The organism is Microaerobacter geothermalis, from assembly GCF_021608135.1.
GTDB classification, from domain to species: Bacteria; Bacillota; Bacilli; order DSM-22679; family DSM-22679; genus Microaerobacter; species Microaerobacter geothermalis.
The window spans coordinates 1-17307 of sequence record NZ_JAKIHL010000004.1; the positions used below are offsets into that span (position 1 = coordinate 1).

Consider the following 17307-nt stretch of genomic DNA (forward strand, 5'->3'; position numbering starts at 1 on the left):
GATCAGAGACAAACAGTAATTTGATATTCGTGCTCGCAGCAACAGGAATTTGTGCTCAATGATCGATGCTGTCCGTTTAGTTCGCGGGGTCTGATATTGCTACCACCATAAAGATTTACGACTTACCATTCCCCTGTTCAATTTCCATTATGAGAAGATGACGATGATACAGTAACTAGGTAACTACTGGATGGAATTATTTTCATGAGAATTTGTGACCCTGCGGGTCATGTATGTTTAGTTCCGTCCATATAAACTTCAGATGGAGAATAAGATTCCACATGAAGTAAGTTCACTTTGCTTTGGAGGGAATGTTAAGTTTTCGTTTAATTACTTTGCTTCCAAAATATAGAACTAGGGTAAAAAGAATTCCAATCAATACGAAGCGAATTTTATTTTCAGCGAAATTGATGGCGTCATAACTGAGCATTGATTCCAGAAAAATAATGGGTGCTTTTCCGATTAAGGTGGCCATTGCGTAGGTTGTGAAGGAGATGGTGGTAACACCGGCCCCCAAATTGACGATCGCAGGCGGAACTACCGGAAATATACGGAATAAAAAGATGATCAGGAAGCCTTTTTTCTTTATCAATTGCTGAATGGTATTCCAGGTGGGGATCTTCGAAAGCTTCTGGTTGGCCCATTCCCTCCCAATGGTTCTGGATGCCCAAAACATGAGGAGAGCCGCAATTACAGCACTTGTCCAATTGATGATAAAACCTGTCCAAAGTCCAAAAATCAGAACATTTGCCGCGGCTAGGAGGATAAAGGGGGAAAAGGGAATAAACGATTGGATGATAATTAGCGAACCTCCCAAAAGAGCCGCCCAATATCCCTTGCTCCTCAGCCAATCCACTAACTGGTCTAAGCTAATTTTTCCAAAAACCGCTTGAAAACCGTAGCGAAACAGAAGATATACGACAACGATCACCATTGGAACAGCAAGCCATTTGACGTATTTTTTCTTCATAAATTAACCTCACTTGCAATTTATCTTTGGAAGGGCTTTTCTGTAAAATCTTTGATATGAAAATACACTTTCATATCAATTTGTGACCCTTTCGGTCATGGATGTTTAGTTCCGTCCTTTTAGTCTATGCATTTCTCAAATAAAAAAAATCCTCCATTTCATAATGGAGGAATCCTATAATTATTCATTGACTTCGCCAAATTCTTCTTCCATAGCCTGGGAAAAGGCAGAAGAAACCTTGCTAAATTCTTCATCGGTTTCAATGTCAATAAAGTCTCCTGACGCTTCATCATAGCGAAGAAAATAAACATCTACATCTACTTCTTCATCTTCATCATCAATATCATCTTCTTCCTGCAGGAATATAACCGCTACATACTCATTTCCATCCACTTCAAGGGTGCTGATGACTTCAACATCCTGTTCTTCATTCTCATCGCTAACTAAAGTAATGATTTCGCCTACTTCAATATCCATGGTATATGCCTCCTTTTATTCACCTTACATGGGTGAATGTCCTATACTAGTATACCGTAAATCTGGAAAAAATAGTGCAATTTTTTAGTTCTTTTTTCTCCAATAATTTACCGATTGAATGATACCTTTGATCAATTTATCTACACTATCCTTCGTCGTTGTCCTTCCCATGGTAATTCTTAAACTTTCCAAGGCATGCTGTCTTGATGGGTTGGTAGCAAGTAAAACATAGGAGGGCTCATGGTCGGTGGAACTGCAGGCAGAACCGCTGGAAGTGGCCAATCCAAGTCGGTCCAATTCCAACATCAGTCCTTGCCCTTCAATATTGTCTACACTGATATTAATCAAATTGGGAAGAGTTTGGGTTGGATGACCATTAATTTTTACGCCAACGATGTTTTTGGTCAGGGTACTGATAAAATGGGAACGAAGCTTAAGTAGGCGTTTTTGCTCATCTTCTAGTTCTTTGGCGGCCAATTCAGCCGCTTTGGCAAATCCAACGATACCAGGAACATTTTGTGTAGCCGGTCTGATGGCGCGCTCCTGTTCACCTCCGAAATATAACGGATCAATTCTGATTCCCTTTTTCATGTAGAGAGCCGCTACACCTTTGGGCCCCCCAATCTTATGGGAATTAATGGAGAGCAAATCCACATGAAGTTCTTGTGCATTTACCGGAATTTTTCCATAACTTTGGACGGCATCCGTGTGAAAAAGAATATTTTTCTCTTTTAAATATCTGCCAATTTCTGAAATAGGTTGTATGGTTCCAATCACATTATTGGCATGCATAATGCTTACCATCAGGGTATCGGTACGGATTGACTTCTTTACTTCATCCAGGTGAACCCTACCATATGGGTCTACCGGAAGATAAGTGACTTCAAAACCTTCCTTTTCTAAATGCTTAAAGGTTTTTAGTACAGATGCATGTTCAATGCCGGTTGTAATTAAATGCTTCCCCTTTTTTAATCGTTGAAGTCTTCTCACGGTTCCCAAAATGGCCAAATTGTTTGCTTCCGTCCCGCTTCCAGTAAAGATGATTTCTCTTGGATTGACGTTGATAGTCCGAGCTACTGTTGCTCTGGCTATTTCAAGGGATTCTTTTGCCTTCAGCCCATATTGATGGAGACTACTAGGATTACCGAAATTTAATGTAAAATATGGCATCATTTCATCAAGAACTTCCTGACGCAGAGGTGTCGTTGACCCATGATCAAAGTAATAACTAGGACTGTACATGATTCTCCCCCTTTTTCTATTAACAATTAACATGACTATTATACATTACATTTGTCTTGACATCATTAACGTTTTTTACCCATAATAGTGATAAGTTTCACATTTTTATAGAACGTTGTTATTTCTGTGGACCCTATTTGTTGAAAGAAGGAATATAGGATGTGGAAAGTTCATAAATCTGATTTGTTGATTATTGGTTCAGGCATTGCTGGCCTTACCCTGAGCTTAATTGCTTCCCAATATGCAAGAGTTACTTTAGTAACCAAATCAAAGCCAGGTGAAGGGAATTCCTACTGGGCTCAAGGTGGAATCGCCGGAGCCTTAGGGAGGGATGATGACCCAAAGTTCCATTATGAGGATACAATAAAAGCAGGAAAAGGCTTATGTGACGAGGAAGCCGTTACAATTCTTGTCGAAGAAGCACCCCATGCCATTCAATTTTTGTTTCAACTGGGAGTTCCCTTCGACACAACCGAAGATGGAGACCTCTCACTGGGGAGGGAAGGTGCTCACAGTCGGAATCGTATTATTCATGCTGGCGGTGATGCCACAGGGAAAAATATTATTGACTCTTTATTAAAGCAGGTTAAGAGCAATCCCAATATTCTTTTGTATGATGGGATACAAATTTTGGATTTGATGATGGCAGATGGGTTCTGTCAAGGGGCCGTTGGATTGTCCCATGGGATGGAAATCCAAGCTTTTCAGGCAAAAATCACAGTATTGGCAAATGGTGGGTTGGGTCATCTTTATCCCTACACAACCAATGCTCATGGGATATTTGGAGAAGGGTACTCAATGGCTTACAGGGCAGGGGCCAGATTAAGGGATTTGGAATTTATTCAATTTCATCCCACTGCCTTGAAAGTGAACCGAAGTCCATTGCCATTAATTTCTGAAGCGGTTCGTGGTGAAGGGGCCGTCTTGGTGAATCAGCTAGGTGAACCTTTTATGGAAAAAATTCATCCATTAAAGGATCTGGCTTCACGGGATATTGTTTCCCAAGCGATTTACCGAGAGATGAAAAAAGGACGGCAAGTATTCTTGGATGCCAGAAATATTAAACAATTTTCAAATCGCTTTCCAACGATATATTCCTCCTGCATGGCTCAAGGGATTGATCCTGAGCAGGATTTAATACCAGTTGTCCCTGCTGCTCATTATGCCATGGGGGGCATTGAGACGGATTTTTATGGCAGGAGCAGTATATCCGGATTATTTGCCCTCGGTGAAGTAAGTTCTACAGGTGTACACGGTGCAAATCGACTTGCCAGTAATTCTCTGCTGGAAGGAATTGTTTTTGCTTTTCGAGCTGCAGAGGCGATCTGGGATTCCCTGACTACCAATTGCCAACCGCATGGAAAAATTTATCTTCCTTATACTATTGAACAATTGCTTCAGGTCAACAGCTTGAACCAGCAAATCTTAGTGAAAGAATTGCAGAATTTGATGTGGGAGTTCGTGGGGATTGTTCGAAACGGTGATGGATTATTAAAAGCAAAACAGCAAATTATTGATTGGTTGAAAGAACAAGGTAATGTTCCCAATTCATATTTGCACCAGCTTACAACCGCCAAATTAGTGATAGAGGCCGCTTTGTGGCGGAAGGAAAGCAGAGGGGCCCATTTCAGAGAAGATTCCCCCGAATCCTTGATCGATTTTAAAAAACATTTTGTTCAGGGGGGGTACCATGAATCCTATAGCCATCAATCGGTTGCTGGAACTAGCACTTCTTGAAGACATCGGACATGGAGATATAACAACCGAAGCCATTTTCTCTCATGTTGATCTGCTGGAGGGCTATCTGATTGCAAAACAGGAAGGGAGGATTGCCGGGCTGGACATTGCCAAACAAACGTTCCAACTTCTTGATCAAGGGATACATTTTACCTTTTATATTGAAGAAGGGGCAGATGTTGAAAAGGGAACCATTATTGCAGAGTTAAAAGGGAAGGCCAGAGCGATATTATCGGGTGAAAGAGTAGCGTTAAATTTATTGCAGCGGATGTCCGGAATCGCTACGGAAACAAGGGATATATGCAAAATTGTTGAAGATCTTCCGGTAAAAATAGCGGACACACGTAAAACTTTGCCTGGATTAAGAATGTTGGATAAGTATGCTGTTTTCATAGGAGGTGGAAGCAATCACCGCTTTGGACTATCTGATGCGGTCATGATTAAAGATAATCATATTTCCGGAGCAGGTTCCATTTCGAAGGCTGTTGAGTTGGTCCGTCAATATGTTGGACACATGGTAAAGATTGAAGTGGAGGCAGAGAATCTTGAGCAGGTGAAGGAAGCCGTTGAAAGTAGGGCAGATGTCATATTGCTGGATAATATGCTTCCTTCCGAGATTAAAGAATCTTTGAAATGGATTAATGGAAGAGCCATCACTGAAGCTTCAGGTGGTATCAATCCGAAAAACATAAGGGAGTATGCATTAACTGGTGTTGACATCATTTCGCTAGGTTGGATCACTCATACTGTCCGGGCTTTGGATATTAGCTTGGAAGTAAAAAATAAAGGATAAAAGAAGGTAAAAGAAAGGGGAGGAAAAAGTGGGTGTAGTGGAAACTGTGGTTTATCAACAAGCATTGCCTGACCGATATCGAAAACTGGACGAAAAGGAGTTAACAAAAGCTATTTGGGAAGCAAAAAAAAGGCTGGGAAATAGTTTAATAATACTGGGACACCATTATCAGAGGGATGATGTGATTCAATTTGCAGATTATAGAGGAGATTCTTTAAAGCTGGCAAGAATCGCTGCCGAACTGAAGCAAACAAAGTATATTGTTTTTTGCGGTGTTCATTTTATGGCAGAAACGGCTGATATTTTAACTACTCCGGAGCAGGTGGTGATTCTTCCCGATTTAAATGCAGGTTGTTCCATGGCAGATATGGCCGAAGTAGATGAAGTGGAAGAGTGTTGGGATATGATTACCCGGGAATTTGGTTCTTCAATCATTCCTGTAACCTACGTCAACTCCTCCGCTGCCATTAAAGCCTTTGTCGGAAAGTACGGGGGACTTACCATGACCTCGTCAAATGCTGATAAAATATTCTCATATGCCCTGCAGGAAAAAGAACGAATTTTGTTCCTACCGGATCAGCACCTTGGACGGAATACCGCCTTTAAGCTAGGTATTCCCTTAAAAGAAATGACTGTGTATGATCCTAAAGAGATGAGTCTGGAGTATCCCCATGGACACGGAAGTTCACGAATCATTCTGTGGAAAGGTCATTGCTCCGTTCATCAGAAATTTGAGCCGTCCCATGTTTGTTACATGAGGGAGACATATCCGGGGATCCGGGTAATCGTCCATCCGGAATGCATGTTTGAAACGGTGCAGCTGGCAGATGAAAATGGTTCAACGGACTACATTATCAAACAGATTGATAATGCACCTGCTGGAACGAAATGGGCCATTGGAACAGAGCACAATCTGGTAAACCGTTTGGCACAGGAACATCCGGACCAAATGATTACCTCCCTCAATCCGATGATATGTCCTTGTTTGACGATGAATCGAATTGATCAGCCCCATTTGTTATGGTCTCTGGAAAGCCTAATCAATCATCAGCCGGTGAATGTAATCCGGGTAGATGATGAGACAGCCAAGTGGGCCAAAACGGCAGTAGACCGAATGCTTGAACTTTCATAGGGAATGTGATATGTAAAAAAAGGAGATTATGGGGAAGGTTATGGAGGTTATTTTTATGGATCGAAAGAAGAAAATTATTGAACTCCTTGAAAAAAGTAACCAGCCCGTGAAAGGTTCAGAGTTGTCCCAAAAATTGAAAGTAAGTAGGCAAACCCTGGTTCAGGATATTGCATGGCTTCGTAAAGATGGCTTCCCCGTTATCAGTACAACCCATGGTTATATCCTTGATTCTGAGTATAAAAAGCATGATCGAGGGGTGCTTGGGATCATCCATACTCCTGAACAATTAAAGCAGGAATTGGAGATTCTAATCGCCCACCACGTAACAGTGGCAGATGTCTTTATTCATCATCCCATCTATGGCCGGATCAGCGGTGAATTAAACATCAGGACTCCCAAGGATATTAAAGTATTCCTCGAGAAAAGGGGACAGTCCACCGTACCCTTATTTTCCGAAGTGACCGGAGGATTACATTATCACACACTGCTGGCAGACGACAAGGAATATATTGATGATGCAAAAGCTGCATTAAGAGATGCAGGCTTTGAGGTTATTGAATAGTAAAACGAATCCTTATCTAATGGAAGCAGCCCTCAAAAACATCCGGGTAATTGTGGCGTTGGAATGTTATTGAGGGCTGATTTCCGTTTGAATAGCCTGTTCCCTTTAGGCTACTTATTTTATCGAGTAATAAGAAGGAATTTGCTCTTCATAGGAACGGATCTCATTCTCATATTTCAAAGAAATTCCAATATCATCCAAACCTCGAAGCAAACATTCTCTCCGATAGGGATCTACTTCAAATGGAATAGACAAACCTTCCGAATCGGTGATCTTGTTTTCTTCTAGATTTACGGTTAATGTATATCCCTCTTTTTGGTACACCTTTTGGAACAGCTGATCAACCAGTTCTTCCGAAAGCTGAATGGGAAGGATGCCATTTTTGAAACAGTTATTATAAAAAATATCAGCAAATGAAGGAGCAATAATCACCTTGAAGCCATAATCCAAAAGTGCCCAAGGGGCATGCTCTCGGGAAGATCCGCATCCAAAATTAGCCCTTGTCAGAAGAATAGATGCTCCTTGGTATCTGGGCTTATTGGGTTCAAAATGTGGATTAACTTCACCGTTTTCATCGAATCTCCACTCATAGAAAAGAAATTGTCCAAAACCAGATCGTTCAATCCTTTTTAGAAATTGTTTTGGAATGATGGCATCAGTATCCACATTGACACGGTCAACTGGGGCGACAATCCCCGATAACTGGGTAAATGGTTCCATAGAAAAGCCCTCCTTTTAGTCGTTATATTTCCATTGTCTTACATCTACAAAATGACCGGCAATTCCAGCTGCGGCGGCCATTGCTGGACTTACAAGATGGGTTCGGCCGCCCCTTCCTTGTCTGCCTTCAAAGTTCCGGTTTGAAGTAGAGGCGCAACGTTCCCCAGGGCTAAGCACATCGGGATTCATAGCCAAACACATGCTGCATCCCGATTCCCTCCATTCAAATCCGGCTTCCAAGAAGATCTTGTCTAATCCTTCCTTTTCGGCTTGAAGCTTTACCTGCTGGGAACCAGGAACAACCATGGCTGAAACATGGGGTGATACTTTATATCCTTTTACCACTTTAGCCGCAGCCCTTAAATCTTCGATACGTCCATTGGTACAGGACCCGATAAATACCCGGTCAATTTTGATTTCTTTGATTGGCGTCCCTGGAGTCAGGCCCATATATTCCAAGGCTTTTTCCGCTGCTTTTCTTGCATTTGCGGTAGGGAGCTTTTCTGGATATGGAATAGCATCAGAAATATTGGCTCCCATTCCTGGACTGGTTCCCCAGGTGACTTGCGGTTCAAGGGTAGATGCATCTAATTCCACACGATGGTCATAAGTTGCATCAGGATCAGTAACCAATTGTTTCCATTCTTCTACTGCTTTATCCCAATCACTTCCTTTTGGTGCATATCTTCTTCCTTTCAGGTAAGCAAAAGTGGTTTCATCTGGTGCAATTAAACCCGCTCTGGCACCCGCTTCAATAGACATGTTACATACGGTCATACGCTCTTCCATCGTCAATTTCTGGATGGCTTCGCCTGTATATTCAATGACGTATCCGGTTCCAAAATCAGTTCCGTATTTGGAGATAATCCCTAAGATAATATCTTTTGCCGTAACTCCCGGCTGTAGTTCCCCTGATACATGTACTTCCATAGTTTTTGGTTTTGACTGCTGAAGACATTGTGTTGCCAGCACGTGTTCTACTTCGCTGGTACCTATGCCAAAGGCCAATGCCCCAAAAGCCCCATGGGTAGACGTATGGCTGTCACCGCATACGATGGTTTTCCCGGGAAGGGTAAGTCCCAATTCCGGACCAATCACGTGTACGATTCCCTGGTCAGGGCTGGATATATCTGCCAATTGTATGTCAAACTCCGCACAGTTTTTCGTTAACGTCTCCATCTGTTGTTTGGAGATGGGATCCTTTACGTCAAAACGATTGGTGGTTGGAATATTATGGTCAACTGTAGCAAATGTAAGGTCTGGCCTTCTAACTTTACGACCATTCATTCTTAATCCTTCAAAGGCCTGTGGTGATGTAACTTCGTGGACAAGATGCAGATCAATATAAAGAAGACTTGGCTTTCCTTCCTCTTGGGAAATCACATGTTTGTCCCAAATTTTTTCAAACATGGTACGCGGTTTCATCCAAAAACCTCCCTTGAATATTCTCTAATCCTGTTTTACCATGTAAAAATCAAAAGATCCAAGATATAATATCTATGAAGATGATAGGTTGTGTCTATAATTATGAATGTATAGATGTGGAACCAAAGATTCACACATCCGTTTGTCGAATTTGTAGTTCCACCCTTATATATTCTTTCTTCAAGAAGGGAGGATGGACAGATGGAGTTTCGGCAAATCCTGTATGCCATAATGGTGGCCGAGGAGAGGAATTTTTCCCGGGCGGCGGAAAAACTGCATATCGCCCAACCCTCGTTAAGTCAGCAAATTGCCAAGTTGGAACAAGAATTGGGAGTCCAGCTATTTGACCGCTCTGTGACTCCGTTAGATATTACCGATGCCGGCAAACGATTTCTCGAAGGAGGAAAAAAAATAATCGATATGATGAATCAGATCAAAAAAGAGATGGAGGACGTAGCCAACCTTAAGAAGAGCAAGCTGTTGGTTGGCAGTCTTCCGATTACCGGTGGTCATATTCTACCGCCAGTATTGTCAAAGTTCCAGGAAATTTACCCCGGGATCGAAGTAGAATTAATGGAAGAGACAACCCTTGAACTGGAAGAACTGACGGCATCGGGAAGTACTGATGTCAGCTTGCTTACCCTGCCGATACAAAATCCGGCATTGGAATGGGAACCATTGCTAGAAGAAGAGATTTTCCTGGCTGTACCGCCCCATCATCCATTGAGTCGAAAAAAGAATATCCATTTAAGGGATGTTCAAGATCAGCCATTTATCTTGTTAAAAAAAGGGCAAGGATTTCGGCAGATCGCATTAAACTTGTGTCATCAGGCGGGATTTCAGCCATCCATCGTCTTTGAAAGCACCAATATTGAAACCGTTCAGTCCTTAGTGGCAGCAGGTATTGGCATTGCTTTTGTACCAAAAATTGTGACTCGCACGAAAAGGACAAATTATAATCCCGTTTATCTATCGATCACTCAACCTAAGGCATCAAGGACAATTGTTATGGCGTATCGGAGAGGCAGGTATTTGTCAAAGGCCGCCCAAGCATTTATACAAACCATGAAAGAAACGGTAAAAGATGAGTTCCAATAGTATTGATTTGATATATATTCATCAGATGAGGCAGATAACCAGTGGAGGGATCTCTTGATTGATCTATGTAAAGATACAACAGAATGGACAATCGAATACATTCCTGTCTGCAGTGATTCGAAACCTATTTCGAATCGTTGATTTTTTACTTCAATTATCTTTTGGGCCGCATCATCAGTTTCTTTCATCCAGAGTGGAAAATACTTTCTACAAACAACCGATGACCAATTCAGTTGGTTGCTCGCCGTTTATATAGAGATTAATGATGAATGGGAGATTGGAGGTAAGGGAAGACTAATATAAGCTAAATGGATCCACTGGTCTTAAAAGATCGAGGTAAGGAGTGCATGGTTATGATTCTCATTCGTTCAGATATTGAGGGGAAAGAAGCGGTTTACAAAGAAATAAAAGAACCCTTTGAAAAGGAGGGATTTTCCCTTGGCGGGGGTTGGGGTTATGAAGGGGGAATGATGGATGCTCCTTTGGGACAGGAAGAAGGCAAAACCATCTATTTGCGAATCCCCATTCAGGTGATTGAAGGAGCATTGGATCATGAAGATGCGAAAATTCGTTTTGGAACGCCGTTTATCGTCAACCATGTTGTTCAAACAGGGACCATGGTTGATCCAACAGAGAACCCTTTTTTCGGTACCGGAGGCATTTCTTCTTTAACCAATCAATTCACAGAACCCCTTGATAAGGATGCCAGGATTGAAAATGAAGGTGAATGGACAACCAAGGCGGAAGAATATCTTTCAAGAATCATCAGACATCTCCAATAAGAAGGAGATGTTTTATTTTTGAAACTTTTTTACGTTTGGATCGGATTTTTTCATTTCTTTTATTATTCTCTGCAACGTCCTGTGGAAAACAAAATTACGTCGAAACCGAGTTTTTCCAAAATATTTTCCAGTTTATTTGGAGAAACTGTTAAGGATGTGAACCATTAAATTTGTAACGATGATATGAGGGAGAACCATTGAAAAAAGTCATTTTTTTATTGATAGATTCTTTTATTCCCCAAGTTTTTGAAAGCTGCCTGAAAAAAGGGAAGGTTCCGGTATTAAAGTTTCTAAAGGAACATGGGAGATATTGGTCCTACTGCGTCACCGCATTTCCAACGATGACCGCTTCGGTGGATGCCTCCTTAATGACAGGAACCTATCCGGATGTCCATAAAGTTCCTGGGTTAATTTGGTATGATCCAGAGGAGGATGAAATCATTAATTATATCAATGGAGGAAAAACGATCTGGAAGACAGGTTTGGTTTCTTGTGCCCGGAATGCATTGTATCGGTTAAATGAAAAACATCTCAATAAGAATCTCACCACCATTTTTGAAGAATTGCATGACAGGGGTTTTTCTTCCGCTTCCATTAATCTAATCCTTCATCGAGGGCGAAATAAACACCTGTTGAGACTACCTTTCTTTTTAAATCTCATGACGGGATTTCAATTGAATGGATCAATTTCAGGACCTGACATATTAACTCTGGGAGCCATGTCTTCCATACCAGAAGCGCGAAAAAATATTGGGAAATTTAAAATGAGATGTTGGAACAATTACGGAATAAACGATACATATGCCGTCGAAACTGCTAAAACCCTTATTCTTTCAGGAAATCAGCCTGATTTTATGATGGTTTATCTACCCGACAATGATCACAGTGTTCATATAACCAATCCCGATCACGCAGAACAGGCCCTGTTAAAAGTGGATCAACAAATCAGAAAGTTATTTGATTCATTTGATACGTGGGAAAAAGCTCTTGAGAAAAATATTTTTATTGTAACGGGGGATCACGGACAAACCCGCATCGGAAATGATCAACAGTATAACATTGATTTGGAGGATATTTTGCAAGAGTTTCATCCTTTAAAGCTGGGAAAAAGGGTTACAGATCAAGTGGGACTCGTCATTTGCAACAATGAGAGAATGGCATATATCTATCCTGTTAAGGATGATCTGGATTCGAAAATCATTTCCCGGTTAAAAAGCGAACAACATATTGATCAAATCGCCTATAAACAGGGAAACCGGATCATTGTTCACTCTGGCGGTACAGAAAAGATGTGCCTATTTGAAAAGGAAGGACCCTACACGGATGTATATGGGAACCGATGGTTTTTCCAGGGGGATCAGTCGATACTTGATATCCAGATTGAAGGAAATTTCATCAAATATGGCGAATATCCCGATGTCCTGTCGCGATTATACGGAGCACTATTTTCTCAGGTTTGCCCGATAATTGTCATTACGGCTGAATCCCGATATGAGTTTAAGACAAAATATTATCCCACCCATCTTGGAGGGGGAAGTCATGGCTCCCTTCATCACTTTGATTCAATCATTCCTTTAATTGTTTCCGGGACTGACCATTTTCTTTCTGAACATCCAAGGATTGTTGACCTGAAAAAATTCATCATTAGTCTATTTGATCAACAGCAAAAGCAGGCAGTCCTATCGTAGTATAATTACGAAGGACTGCTTTTTCTCTTGAAAAAATACATAATGGAAGGGAAATTGCGTATCATCTACAATGAAAGACATCATGCGGGATATTCCTGATTTTCCTGATATGTGATTATTATATCCTTCCATTGAAAAAGCCGTTGGTAAAGTTTCTCATCTATTTGTCATACAAGCCGCAAGGCAAGGAAAGCGATTCGTAGTAGTGCCTGCAAACGGCACATCAGAGATTTTTGAATCAAATGATTTTTATAGAGATATTGATCGCCACTAACATAGTTCTTGACTGGTCTTCACCTCATATGTTAAGAAAATATTAGAGGTGAAAATATGCTTCCACTAATGACTAGAGTGACTATTGTGTCGGATATTCTCAATTTGGGCTTACCGGTAGGAAAAGAAGCGTATATCATTGCACGAGATCGTAGAATTGATGTTGCCTTCCAGTATCTCATCCGTGTTCCAGTAATTAAAAAGGAGTTTTGGGTTGTGGAGAATGATATCAAGCCTTTAACTGAAGCGGATACGGTAGAAGACTATTCCCGTGAAGCGGAAAAAGTAATTATTGATATAGCATTGCAAACCAAGCGCTTTGATATCATAAAGCAATTGAAGGGTGAAAAAAAGGCTGATTGATGGTTGCCAGGCGGTTTTCTTTGTGCTCAAATAGACGTGAAGGGCAAAAAACGAGGGCAAAGATCTTAAATTTTACAGTTCAGTAAATAAATCAAAACGGAAAGGCCCGACTGTAGCTTTGACTACTTCTGAAATTAAAGATTTTGATAGTAAAAGTGATTGAATTAATCGAGTCAGGGGAGGATCCATGGTGAACAGCGACTGTTCATTGTGGATTTTTTTCTGTCAAATCATAGACCGCCAAAGGAAAGTATATCAATTTCTTGAGTTTTAGCTAATTTTTCTAAGTTACAAAGTATTCATATCCCAAGAAAGAGAGCATAAGTTTGAAAACCATGAAGCGATAATTTTTGGAATGCATACATCCAACACAAGGATGACAAAATTCTTACCTCATGGAACGGACTTATGATAGCGGCTCTTTCTTTAGGCGGAAGAATCCTAAGGAACGAAAAATATACGGCAGCAGCAGAAAAAGCCGTACATTTTATCCAAAGAACTCTGGTCAGAGAGGATGGCCGATTATTAGCCAGGTATCGGGATGGATCCGCCGATTATCCAGGATATATTGATGATTATGCCTTTTTGGTATGGGGATTAATTGAACTGTACCAAACTACCTTTAAAACAAAATATCTAAGGGAAGCGGAAAGGTTAAATGAATCAATGATTCGTTTGTTTTGGGACAAAGAAAGAGGCGGTTTTTTCTTCTATGGGGAAGATGGCGAACAATTGATTGCCCGACCCAAAGAAATATATGATGGAGCAACCCCGTCAGGAAATTCGGTGGCCTCATTTAATCTTTTGCGGTTAGCGAAAATGATAGGTAATGAAGATTGGAATCTTCTCGCTGAAAAGCAGTTGAAGGCATTTGCTGGTAAGATTCCAAATTATCCCATTGGTTTTTCCCATTTTCTTATGGCTCTTATGTTTGCCCTCGGTCCAGAAAAAATTCTAATCTAAAGAAGATTCAATCAAGTTCAAGGTTATGTAACAACGAACTCTCCACCGCTTATATTCGGTGGAGAGTTTAACTTTAAAAAAATTTAGTTAATTCTTGAGGAACGGGTACTCCTTTTCTTGTTTTCACATCTATAGTAACACTTGTTACCTGGGCATCAGCCACGACGTTACCATGTTGATTTATAATCTGCTGAAATAAAGTATAGCTAGTCCTTCCCAGTTTTTGGGGTTGTGTATAAATGATTAATTGATCTCCTTGAAATGCCTCTTTTCTGTAATTGATGTTGATATTTACCGTAACCGTCTGCAATCCCATATCTAAAAACGTTTGATAACTAAGATTGGCTTTTTCGTACCATTCTTCGCGGCCCCATTCCAGGTACTCCAGATATTTGGCATTATTTACATGGCCATTCACATCAATTTCTGTAGAACGTACAATGATCGGCAATTCAACTCTCATACATTTTTTCCCTCCATCTTCCATTTTTTTATTTCTTCTTAATCTTAATAGAAAAAATCCGTTTAGAAAACAGAAGAACATTTGGGATGACTAGAAGTTATGACGGTTGAAATAAATCCCCTGTAACAGGGGATTTGGTTAGAAAGATGATTTTTATCCTTTTAACAGGATGAATTTTGGTTGGGAAGTTTATCCTTTTGATATATTGTTAACCCATAGGACAAAATCTCATAAGGACTATATAATTTGAAACCATAAGACGGATCATAATCCAGGGTTAACTGATCATCTACATAGCGCCGGGTGAAACGATCAACAAAAATGGTTGTTTGTTCCTTTTCAATGATTAGGTCATTTTTCCTGGGCTCGTCCAGAGCCAGTTGTATGTCTATAGTAGAACTTCAGCCACCGGTTAATTCAGCATCTATTCGAATACCATAACCTTCTGGGATAGAAAATTGATTCAATTCTTTTAAGGCTGCTTCAGTCACTATTAAGTTCATTGATTACACCTCATTGCGTAAATATAATTTCTAGTTCTATCCTTTATCTTACCTAAAGCCAGGCTGTTCTGTTAAGATAAGAATGTGTTAAAAATTAGAGTGGCATGTAAAGCCTATAACATGCCACTTTTCTGTTTATGGTTTTGAACCATTTTATCCTGAAAGTAAAGCTTATACAATGGGAGAGAATAAAAATGGCCACGAAAAAAGTTATCATTGTTGAAGGAAAAACCGATAAGGAAAGGTTAATGTCTATTCTTAATGAGCCTGTAGAAATTGTTTGCACGTTTGGTACATTAGGTGACGATAAAATTGAGGAAATGATTCTGCCGCTTCAAGAAGAGGAAGTGTATATTTTGGTTGATGCCGATGATTCGGGAAATAAATTAAGAAATCAATTAAAGAGGGAACTGCCAAATGCCCGTCATCTTTATACGAGAAAAATGTATAAAGAGGTAGCAAGAACACCTATTGAGTATTTGGCCAAGCTATTCGCAGAGGCTCATTTTGAAATTAATGAATCCCTGTTAATGGATCTTGGGAGAATTGGAGATCATACTAAAAGAAAAAGTAAAAAAATGACTCCAAAAAAGAAAGGGCAGTAATAAAGAATGATAGCAGGGTTTATAGTTAACATAATATAAATTACGTTAACTTAAAATTATTAAAATTTTGCTCGCGAATGTTTTTTATGTTTCTTTTTTGGAAATGGAGCGAATAAGTGGTTTACCGACCGTGAAAATCTCCTCATTTCAAATTGCTCGAAAGGAATCACATTGTTCCGTTTCACGTGAGGTTTAGATTTTACAGTTAAAGATGTAATCCATGATAAGAAGAGCATGGTGATCACGATCGAAAACAAAATAATAGCGACCCATAGCATACACTTTTCCTCTTTTCAAATATCTTTTATAAATATTTTGGTCATTTGACAGAATAAATATAAGTGGAGTATTTTTTAATCAGCTGGATTTTATTTGTATTTGAGTCTCGATTATTCGAGGCTCTTTTTTATGCTGTTATCGCAGATTAAAGCCTACTTGCATATATTAAAATCATGATAAGGAGGAAAAGAGTATCCTATGACTACAAAGGTTAGAATTGCTGCTGTTGGAGATATTCTCATGTGGCAAAAGCAAATAGACTCCGCACAAATTTCGGGCACGAACCGCTATTCGTTTGATGGTATGTTTAAAGAAGTAGCCTCTTATCTTAGAAAGGCAGACCTTACGATAGGAAATCTGGAAACGACGTTTTCCGGAAGAGAACGATTGTATGAAAGAAAAAATCCTAAAACTCAATATCCCATGTTTAATTGTCCAGATGAATTAGCCGGGTCATTAAAAAGAGTAGGATTTGACGTTTTAACAACGGCAAACAACCATTGTATGGACCGTAGTGAGAGTGGACTTAGAAGAACGTTACAGGTTCTTGATTCAAACGAAATTAAGCATACCGGTACCTTTAGAAGCGTGGAAGAATCTAGAAAACCTTTGATTATAAAAGTAAATGGGATTAAAATTGGCATTTTAGCCTACACTTATGGAACCAATTATTTACCGGTCCCTCAATCGTGGATGGTTAACCGCATTCATGATAAAAAGATGAAAGCAGAAATCTCATATTTGAAATCGAGAGTGGACCTTGTGATTATTGCCCTTCATTTTGGTAGGGAATTCCGCCATTCCCCCGGATATGGACAACGGACATTAGTAGATAATTTATTGGATTGGGGAGCAGATATCATATTGGGGTCACATCCTCATGTGCTTCAGCCCATGTATGTAAAAGATAATAAGAAGTTGGTAATATACTCCTTAGGAAATTTCATTTCTGACAGAATGAGAAATAACATAGATACGGAAAGCAGTATAATTCTATGTATCACAGTAATGAAGGATATTAACGGAAAAGTAAGATTTTCTCGGGTCAGTTATATCCCAACATGGGTTCATCGGTATTACTTAGGTAAAAAGATAAAATTCAGAGTCCTGCCTATTCGATTTTTTTTAAATTATCCCGATAGATATATCACTAAAAAAGACTTGGATACGATGAATAGAGTTTGGGTAAGAACAACCAAACTTATCAAAGGGAGAGCCAAATAAAAATAAAG

General features: G+C 40.0%; 17 protein-coding genes. 11 read left to right on the plus strand and 6 right to left on the minus strand.

From position 1 onward, the window contains the following. Positions 1-292 precede the first annotated feature (292 nt). From L1765_RS03590 to L1765_RS03600, 3 genes are all read right to left on the minus strand, one after another. Positions 293-970: a TVP38/TMEM64 family protein gene (locus tag L1765_RS03590; RefSeq protein ID WP_236405088.1), complete on the minus strand. Its 678-nt coding sequence runs from the start codon at positions 968-970 to the stop codon at positions 293-295. A 180-nt stretch (positions 971-1150) separates the two neighbouring features. Next, on the minus strand, positions 1151-1447 hold the full coding sequence (locus tag L1765_RS03595; protein WP_236405090.1) for a DUF1292 domain-containing protein: 297 nt from the start codon (positions 1445-1447) through the stop codon (positions 1151-1153). A gap of 84 nt (positions 1448-1531) precedes the next feature. Further along, positions 1532-2689 carry a cysteine desulfurase family protein gene (locus L1765_RS03600; protein ID WP_236405093.1) on the minus strand — a complete coding sequence of 386 codons (1158 nt, stop codon included), beginning with the start codon at positions 2687-2689 and terminating at the stop codon, positions 1532-1534. Between the two features lie 159 nt (positions 2690-2848). Between L1765_RS03600 and L1765_RS03605 the strand changes: the two genes are divergently transcribed. Genes L1765_RS03605 through L1765_RS03620 form a run of 4 tightly spaced genes read left to right on the plus strand, consistent with a single transcriptional unit; the run spans position 2849 to position 6913 of the window. After that, complete coding sequence (locus L1765_RS03605; RefSeq protein ID WP_236405095.1) at positions 2849-4426, plus strand: L-aspartate oxidase; 1578 nt, start codon at positions 2849-2851, stop codon at positions 4424-4426. Further along, positions 4380-5219, plus strand: coding sequence for a carboxylating nicotinate-nucleotide diphosphorylase (gene nadC / locus L1765_RS03610; protein ID WP_236405097.1), 840 nt, complete (start codon positions 4380-4382; stop codon positions 5217-5219). The genes L1765_RS03605 and nadC overlap by 47 nt, the downstream gene beginning before the upstream one ends. Positions 5220-5247: 28 nt before the next feature. Next, entirely contained in the window at positions 5248-6351 is a 1104-nt protein-coding gene (nadA, locus tag L1765_RS03615) for a quinolinate synthase NadA (RefSeq protein WP_236405105.1), read from the plus strand. A gap of 55 nt (positions 6352-6406) precedes the next feature. Next, positions 6407-6913, plus strand: coding sequence for a transcription repressor NadR (locus tag L1765_RS03620; RefSeq protein WP_236405122.1), 507 nt, complete (start codon positions 6407-6409; stop codon positions 6911-6913). Between the two features lie 114 nt (positions 6914-7027). Here the strand turns inward: L1765_RS03620 and leuD are convergent, their stop codons facing one another. Together leuD and leuC are read right to left on the minus strand one after the other, a co-directional pair. Then, the gene (gene leuD, locus L1765_RS03625) at positions 7028-7633 is read right to left on the minus strand and encodes a 3-isopropylmalate dehydratase small subunit (protein ID WP_236405124.1); all 606 of its coding nucleotides are present in this window, start codon (positions 7631-7633) and stop codon (positions 7028-7030) included. A gap of 15 nt (positions 7634-7648) precedes the next feature. Further along, positions 7649-9058: a 3-isopropylmalate dehydratase large subunit gene (gene leuC / locus L1765_RS03630; RefSeq protein ID WP_236405126.1), complete on the minus strand. Its 1410-nt coding sequence runs from the start codon at positions 9056-9058 to the stop codon at positions 7649-7651. 201 nt (positions 9059-9259) lie between these two features. Between leuC and L1765_RS03635 the strand changes: the two genes are divergently transcribed. The 5 genes from L1765_RS03635 to L1765_RS03655 all read left to right on the plus strand — a co-directional run bounded on the left by L1765_RS03635 (position 9260) and on the right by L1765_RS03655 (position 14225). Next, a complete protein-coding gene (locus L1765_RS03635; RefSeq protein ID WP_236405127.1) occupies positions 9260-10156 on the plus strand; it encodes a LysR family transcriptional regulator in 897 nt (298 codons plus the stop codon). 308 nt (positions 10157-10464) lie between these two features. Further along, a complete protein-coding gene (locus L1765_RS03640; protein WP_236405128.1) occupies positions 10465-10938 on the plus strand; it encodes a YugN family protein in 474 nt (157 codons plus the stop codon). Between the two features lie 197 nt (positions 10939-11135). After that, positions 11136-12626, plus strand: a complete 1491-nt coding sequence (locus L1765_RS03645) for an alkaline phosphatase family protein (protein WP_236405129.1) — start codon at positions 11136-11138, stop codon at positions 12624-12626. 342 nt (positions 12627-12968) lie between these two features. Further along, positions 12969-13262, plus strand: coding sequence for an ATPase (locus L1765_RS03650; protein WP_236405130.1), 294 nt, complete (start codon positions 12969-12971; stop codon positions 13260-13262). Between the two features lie 408 nt (positions 13263-13670). Then, positions 13671-14225 carry a hypothetical protein gene (locus L1765_RS03655; protein WP_236405131.1) on the plus strand — a complete coding sequence of 185 codons (555 nt, stop codon included), beginning with the start codon at positions 13671-13673 and terminating at the stop codon, positions 14223-14225. A 73-nt stretch (positions 14226-14298) separates the two neighbouring features. Here the strand turns inward: L1765_RS03655 and L1765_RS03660 are convergent, their stop codons facing one another. Then, entirely contained in the window at positions 14299-14688 is a 390-nt protein-coding gene (locus L1765_RS03660; RefSeq protein WP_236405132.1) for an acyl-CoA thioesterase, read from the minus strand. A gap of 697 nt (positions 14689-15385) precedes the next feature. On the opposite strand from L1765_RS03660, the gene L1765_RS03665 reads away from it, so the two are divergent. Both L1765_RS03665 and L1765_RS03670 read left to right on the plus strand, forming a co-directional pair. Next, positions 15386-15796, plus strand: a complete 411-nt coding sequence (locus L1765_RS03665; protein WP_236405139.1) for a toprim domain-containing protein — start codon at positions 15386-15388, stop codon at positions 15794-15796. 477 nt (positions 15797-16273) lie between these two features. After that, complete coding sequence (locus L1765_RS03670; RefSeq protein ID WP_236405141.1) at positions 16274-17299, plus strand: CapA family protein; 1026 nt, start codon at positions 16274-16276, stop codon at positions 17297-17299. The last annotated feature ends 8 nt before the right edge of the window (positions 17300-17307 follow it).